The sequence below is a fragment of the Kitasatospora sp. NPDC002522 genome (assembly GCF_053595195.1).
This window is the reverse complement of the sequence record NZ_JBSFXE010000092.1, coordinates 1-5,436: the sequence shown is the minus strand read 5'-3', so window position 1 is coordinate 5,436 and position 5,436 is coordinate 1. Positions and strand designations below refer to the sequence as shown.

The following is a 5,436-nucleotide window of genomic DNA, read 5'->3' as shown; positions in this document are numbered from 1 at the left end:
CCCTCCCGATCGGTGGTGGCATCGTCCGCGAAGCGACGGTCACCGGTCGCATCGGGCACGTACTTCACACAGACAACGATCCTCAAGCTCACGGCCTGCTCTCCTGTTACTGGTCTCGTCCGGCGGCTGCGGCTGCACCCGTGTGTGTCGTTCGGCGCACGCGCACGGCCTGGTCAGGCGGCGTGCGCCGGTGCCCTCCGGAACTCCCCGGCAGCATACCCACGCGTAGTCCAAGCGTCACTACTCGCCAGTAGCTTACGCTGCCCGGAACCGCCCGGGCCGCGACGCCGCCACCCTGGCGCCCATCCTGCCGCAGCCCACCCCGCCTGCCACCTGACCCCGCGCCAGATCGGCTGTGAGATTGAACGCCGGACGGCACCGAACCGAGGGCGCGCCAGCCGGATCACGCCCTAGACCGCCTCGCCGAGCGCCGCGATGACATCCGCCCGGCGCGGCTGCCCGGCCGCCCGGCGCACCACCCGGCCGGACGCGTCCAGCACCAGCACGGTGGGGGTGCGCAGGATGTCGAGCCGGCGCACCAGCTCCAGCCGGGACTCGGCGTCCACCTCCACGTGCGCCACCCCCGGCACCATCGCGGCGACCTCCGCGAGCGTCCGCCGGGTCGCCCGGCAGGGCTGGCAGAACGAGGTGGAGAACTGCACCAGGGTGGCGCGCTCGCCCAACTCCGCGCCCAACTCCGCACCGGTCAGCCGCACCCCGCCGCGCACCCTGAGCCTCCCGTCCCGCGCCATCCGCACCACGCCGAACACGCCGGCCGCAGCCAGCACCGCCAGGCACACGATCAGTCCGGTCATCGGTCCAGTGTGGCAAACCCGGCCCTGGGCCCGGAAGCCGCACCCCAGTAGGATCGGCCCGTGGACACCCGAGCACCGCTCTCGACTCCCCGGCTGACCAGCCGCCGGGTGATCGACCTGTGCCGCGCCACCGCCATGCGCTGTCGCTTACCCGACCCCACCGTCACCCCGTCAGCCCGCAGCGCCCCTGGAGCACCCCGTGCAGATCGACCCGCGCGGCCCGCGTTTCGCCGCCGTCCTCACCTCCCTCGTCCTCGCCGCCGTCCTGCTCACCGGCAGCGGCACCCTGCTCGCCGTCCAGACCCTGGTCTTCGCCGCCGGCGCGTTCGGCGGCCTGCGCCACGCCCCGTACGGCTGGCTGTACCGCGTCCTGCTGCAACCCCGGCTCGGCCCGCCCGCCGAACTCGAGGACGCCCGGCCGCCGCGCTTCGCCCAGGCCGTCGGCTTCGGCTTCGCCCTGGTCGGCACGCTCGGTTACCTCGGCGGGGCGACCTGGCTGGGCCTGGCCGCCACCGGGCTGGCCCTCGCCGCGGCCTTCCTGAACGCCGCCTTCGACTACTGCCTCGGCTGCGAGTTCTACCTGCTGCTGCGCCGTGCCCGTCCCGGCCTCGGGGCCTGACCCGGGCGGAAGTTCCCGACCTGGGCGCCCGCCCGTGTGAGAGAGGCCTCCCCTTCCGACCCGGCCCCGGGCGGGCCCAGGCGTGACAGACCGTGCCCGTTCGGGGGATCATCGGGGGGAAACACCCGTGGCCGCCGCGGCGTGCCGCGACTCGTCGGCCCCAGCCACGCCCCGGGTACCACCAGACCGGGCGCCAGCCCGTGGGAAGTAGGGCTGACCGTGGCTGAGTTCGTGTACCCGCCGGTTATCCGCACAGCGATCACCGCCTTCAAGGCGCTGGACCTGCGGATCACCATCGTCGGCGCCGAGCACGTCCCCGCCACCGGCGGCGCCGTGCTGGTCAGCAACCACATCAGCTACCTGGACTTCATCTTCGCCGGCTTCGGCGCGTACCGGGTGGCCCGCCGCAAGACCCGCTTCATGGCCAAGGACGACGTCTTCAAGCACAAGGTCTCGGGCCCGCTGATGCGCGGCATGAAGCACATCCCGGTCGACCGCACCGACGGGCAGCCCGCCTACGAGGCCGCCGTCAAGGCGCTGCGCGAGGGCGAGGTGGTCGGCGTCTTCCCCGAGGCGACCATCAGCCGCTCCTTCATGCTGAAGAAGTTCAAGACCGGCGCCGCCCGGATGGCCGCCGACTCCGGCACCCCGCTGCTGCCGGTGATCCTCTGGGGCACCCAGCAGCTGTGGACCAAGGGCCGGCCCAAGACCCTGACGAAGCGTCACGTCCCGGTCACCATCATGATCGGCGAGCCGATCCACCTCACCGACGCCGACAAGCCGGTGATGGTCACCCGCCGCCTGCGCGCCGCGATGTCCGAGATGCTGGACCGTGCCCAGCGCGACTACCCCGCCAAGCCGGCCGGCCCCGAGGACGACTGGTGGCTGCCCGCCCACCTCGGCGGCACCGCCCCCACCCCGGAGGTCGCCGAAGCCGAGGACGAGGCCGAAGCCGCCGCCAAGGCCGAACGCCGCAGCACCAGCTGACACCCCGTCGGGCCGCACCTGACGCTCCGCCGGCCGGACCGGTGGCGGCCCGACTCCCCCGCCACCGGTGGTCCTGGACCGCCCTCACCCACCACGGCGGGCATCCCCCGCGACCTTCCCCGCCACCCCCGCCCGGGCGACGCCCTCCACCTCGACGCAGATGCCGAACACCCGTGCGTGGCCGGTCCAACCATTGACCCGGCCCCGGTTGTTGCTGATCTGCACCCGCTTCCGGACCGGATCGACTGCCGACACCAGGTGCAGGTACACCGTCCCCGCCACCCGGGCCAGCACGATGTCACCGACCTCCACCATCGCCGGATCGACCGGAGCGACCACCACCGACTGCCGACTGCGAATCAGCGGCACCATCGAGTTCCCACTCGGCCGGAACTCCACCCTCGCCCCACCGGCCACCCTGGCCGCCACACCGTCCAACACACCCATCCGCCGATCGTCGCAGCCCCCGCCGCCCCGACCAACCGAAATTCGCCCCCGCGCGCGGCTCCCGGCATCCGACCATCGCACTCTCACCCGTTCCCCAGATCGCGCTCATTCGCCGTTCCTACGCTGCGCGGACGGTAAAGAGATCGGAAAGGACCGGGAGCTCCATGGCAGCCGAGCACCAGCACACCTCGCACCACGAGGACCACGAGGACCACCACGAAGGCCAACGGGTCAGCCGCCGCCGTGCCCTCGCCGGCATCAGCAGCATCGGTCTCGGCGCACTCCTCGCCGCCTGCGCCGGCTCCAAGGGCGGCAGCACCAGCGCGGCCACCACCACCGGATCGACAGCGAGCATCAGCCCGCAGGCCTCCACCACCGAGGACCTCACCGGCCTGTTCGCGAACGCGGGCACCTGCACCCTCACCGCCCAGACCACCCAGGGCCCGTACTACTTCGACGCCGACAAGATCCGCAGCGACATCCGCGAGGACCGCGAGGGCGTCCGCCTGCGCCTGGCCGTCCGGGTCCAGGACTCCGAGAGCTGCCAGGCGATCCCCAACGCGGTCGTGGAGATCTGGCACTGCGACGCCGCCGGCCTCTACTCCGGCGCGGAGACCCTCTCCTCCGGCGGCGGTGGCGGCTCCGGCGGACCGGGCGGCAACGGCCCCGGCGGCACCCAGCCCGTCGGCGCCCCCACCGGCTCCCCGCCGTCCGGCGCTCCGTCAGGCGCCCCGTCCGGCGCGCCCGGTGGCGGCGGCCAGGGCGACCTCACTCCGCAGGACGACAAGCGCTACCTGCGCGGCGCCCAGGTCACCAACAAGGACGGCATCGTCCAGTTCACCACCATCTGGCCGGGCTGGTACGTCAGCCGCACCGTCCACATCCACGCGATGGTGCACATCGACAACGAACGGACCCTCACCACCCAGCTGATGATGGACGAGTCCCTCAACAGCGCGGTCTTCGCCCGGGCTCCGTACAGCAACCACACCGGACGCGACACCTTCAACGACGGCGACAGCATCTACCGGCCGAGCATGCTGCTGAAGGTCATCGAGGACGGCGACGGCTACCTCGGCGTGATCACCTTCGCCGCCGACCCCGACAAGAACGGCAAGTAGCGCCCGGACGGCCCACCACACGGCCCCCGAAGCACCGTCAGACCGCCTCGGGGGCCAAGCACTTACGCCTACCGACCCGCCACGCGGTCACTCAGCCGCACGATCGACACCTCGATCTGGCCGAACCCGTCCTCCCACCCGATCACCGGCTCGCAGCCCGCCGACTCCAGCCCGCCCGCCGAGGCGTCCTCGAGCATCGGCATCATCCCCTCGTCACCGTCGGTGCAGAAGAACCCGAGGTGCGCCCGCAGTCCTTCGTGCCCGATCGCGGACAACTGCTCCTCCCACTCCTCCTCGGCCTCCACCTCGAAGGACACCAGGTCCCCAGGCCCCGTCCCGGTGTCGAGAGCGACCCGGAACGCATCGAACAGCGACCCGTCGGAGCGGAGCCGCGCGAAGAACACCGTCCACGCACCGTCGAACGCGGGCTCCGCCAGGTCCACCCCGAAGCGCTCCACCAGCGGCGCCAGCTCGGCCCCCCGGATCAGCCCCGGCGAGAAGCACGCGCCGTCCAGCGCAGTGACGAACTCCACCGGAAACGCGGCCCGCCGCTCCGCAGACTCCCAGAACTCGAACACCGACCCACTCGCGTCGAAGACCGGCGTCCGCTCGGTCGCATCCGACAAGTAGCAGTCCCAGCGCACCGGTTCGACCCCACGCAACGCGCCCGGCCGCACCCAGGCGGCATCCCGCCGGAACCCCGTCTCGTCGATCAGATTGCTCCCGACGCAGGCCGCGTAGACCGCACCGTCCTGCTCCAACGGCCGGCCCAGCAGAACGGCGAAGGCCTCGGCGAGCTGCCGGTCCCACGCGCCGTCCGCCGCCGCCCGGGCAGCCGGCACGACCGCGGGATCGACAGCTACGGAGGTGTCTCGAGTCATGCCCGCACCCTAGTCCCGGCCCCGGACACCAGCCCTACCTCCCGCCTCCTCGCCCCCACCCGGTACCCTCACCGCGTGATCGACCACGGCATAGCACTCCCCACCTTCCGGATGCACCTGGTCCCCGCGGTCCTCGCCCTGGCCAACCCCACCGTCCAGCACCCGACTTGGCTCGACCCCGCCACCCCCGACGGCCTCCACCACGTCCTGCGTAGCCTCTTCACTGACCACTGCGACGCCGACCACCCCCTCCCCTGGCTCGGTCAAAGCCTCCGCACCACCGAAGAAGCCGCCCTCCTCACCGACCTGGCCGCCGCCCTCCACCACGTCAGAGCCACCACCACCCCCGACGCCTACCCCACGTCCCCCCACTGGCCCGCCGTCCTCACCACCGCCACCCGCCTCGCCCACCTGATGATCCGCAACGACCAACTGGCGCTCTACCACCCGCCCCGCAGCGAATTGCGCCCGGAACGCGAAGAAGCCCCCTGACATCCCGTCAGGGGGCTTCTTCTGAAAGATTGTTCGGCGGCGTCCTACTCTCCCACAGGGTCCCCCCTGCAGTA

At 72.3% G+C, this 5,436-nt stretch carries 7 protein-coding genes and 1 pseudogene; 4 read left to right on the top strand and 4 right to left on the bottom strand.

Annotated elements, in window-relative coordinates:
* Positions 1 to 92, bottom strand: a pseudogene (locus ACWD4U_RS34485) (electron transfer flavoprotein subunit beta); the annotation flags it as partial.
* Positions 93 to 410: 318 nt separating this feature from the next.
* Entirely contained in the window at positions 411 to 815 is a 405-nt protein-coding gene (locus ACWD4U_RS34480; protein WP_363462199.1) for a TlpA family protein disulfide reductase, read from the bottom strand.
* 199 nt (positions 816 to 1,014) lie between these two features.
* On the opposite strand from ACWD4U_RS34480, the gene ACWD4U_RS34475 reads away from it, so the two are divergent.
* Both ACWD4U_RS34475 and ACWD4U_RS34470 read left to right on the top strand, forming a co-directional pair.
* Complete coding sequence (locus tag ACWD4U_RS34475; RefSeq protein WP_363462197.1) at positions 1,015 to 1,434, top strand: DUF4395 domain-containing protein; 420 nt, start codon at positions 1,015 to 1,017, stop codon at positions 1,432 to 1,434.
* Positions 1,435 to 1,653: 219 nt separating this feature from the next.
* Entirely contained in the window at positions 1,654 to 2,421 is a 768-nt protein-coding gene (locus ACWD4U_RS34470) for a lysophospholipid acyltransferase family protein (RefSeq protein WP_363462195.1), read from the top strand.
* An 84-nt stretch (positions 2,422 to 2,505) separates the two neighbouring features.
* Here the strand turns inward: ACWD4U_RS34470 and ACWD4U_RS34465 are convergent, their stop codons facing one another.
* Positions 2,506 to 2,868 (bottom strand): S24/S26 family peptidase, encoded by a 363-nt coding sequence (locus ACWD4U_RS34465; protein WP_363462193.1) that lies wholly within the window; start codon positions 2,866 to 2,868, stop codon positions 2,506 to 2,508.
* A 164-nt stretch (positions 2,869 to 3,032) separates the two neighbouring features.
* Here ACWD4U_RS34465 and ACWD4U_RS34460 point away from each other — a divergent pair, with 164 nt between their 5' ends.
* Positions 3,033 to 3,989 carry a peptidase associated/transthyretin-like domain-containing protein gene (locus tag ACWD4U_RS34460; RefSeq protein ID WP_363462191.1) on the top strand — a complete coding sequence of 319 codons (957 nt, stop codon included), beginning with the start codon at positions 3,033 to 3,035 and terminating at the stop codon, positions 3,987 to 3,989.
* Positions 3,990 to 4,057: 68 nt separating this feature from the next.
* On the opposite strand, the gene ACWD4U_RS34455 is transcribed toward ACWD4U_RS34460, so the two are convergent.
* A complete protein-coding gene (locus ACWD4U_RS34455; RefSeq protein ID WP_363462189.1) occupies positions 4,058 to 4,870 on the bottom strand; it encodes a hypothetical protein in 813 nt (270 codons plus the stop codon).
* 75 nt (positions 4,871 to 4,945) lie between these two features.
* Between ACWD4U_RS34455 and ACWD4U_RS34450 the strand changes: the two genes are divergently transcribed.
* Positions 4,946 to 5,362: an SCO4402 family protein gene (locus tag ACWD4U_RS34450; protein WP_363462187.1), complete on the top strand. Its 417-nt coding sequence runs from the start codon at positions 4,946 to 4,948 to the stop codon at positions 5,360 to 5,362.
* Positions 5,363 to 5,436: the final 74 nt, after the last annotated feature.

Bases quoted from the DNA above. Each gene is read 5' to 3' on its own strand.
- ACWD4U_RS34455 (WP_363462189.1), bottom strand. From the start codon at position 4,870: ATGACTCGAGACACCTCCGTAGCTGTCGATCCCGCGGTCGTGCCGGCT.
- ACWD4U_RS34460 (WP_363462191.1), top strand. From the start codon at position 3,033: ATGGCAGCCGAGCACCAGCACACCTCGCACCACGAGGACCACGAGGAC.
- ACWD4U_RS34480 (WP_363462199.1), bottom strand. From the start codon at position 815: ATGACCGGACTGATCGTGTGCCTGGCGGTGCTGGCTGCGGCCGGCGTG.
- ACWD4U_RS34465 (WP_363462193.1), bottom strand. From the start codon at position 2,868: ATGGGTGTGTTGGACGGTGTGGCGGCCAGGGTGGCCGGTGGGGCGAGG.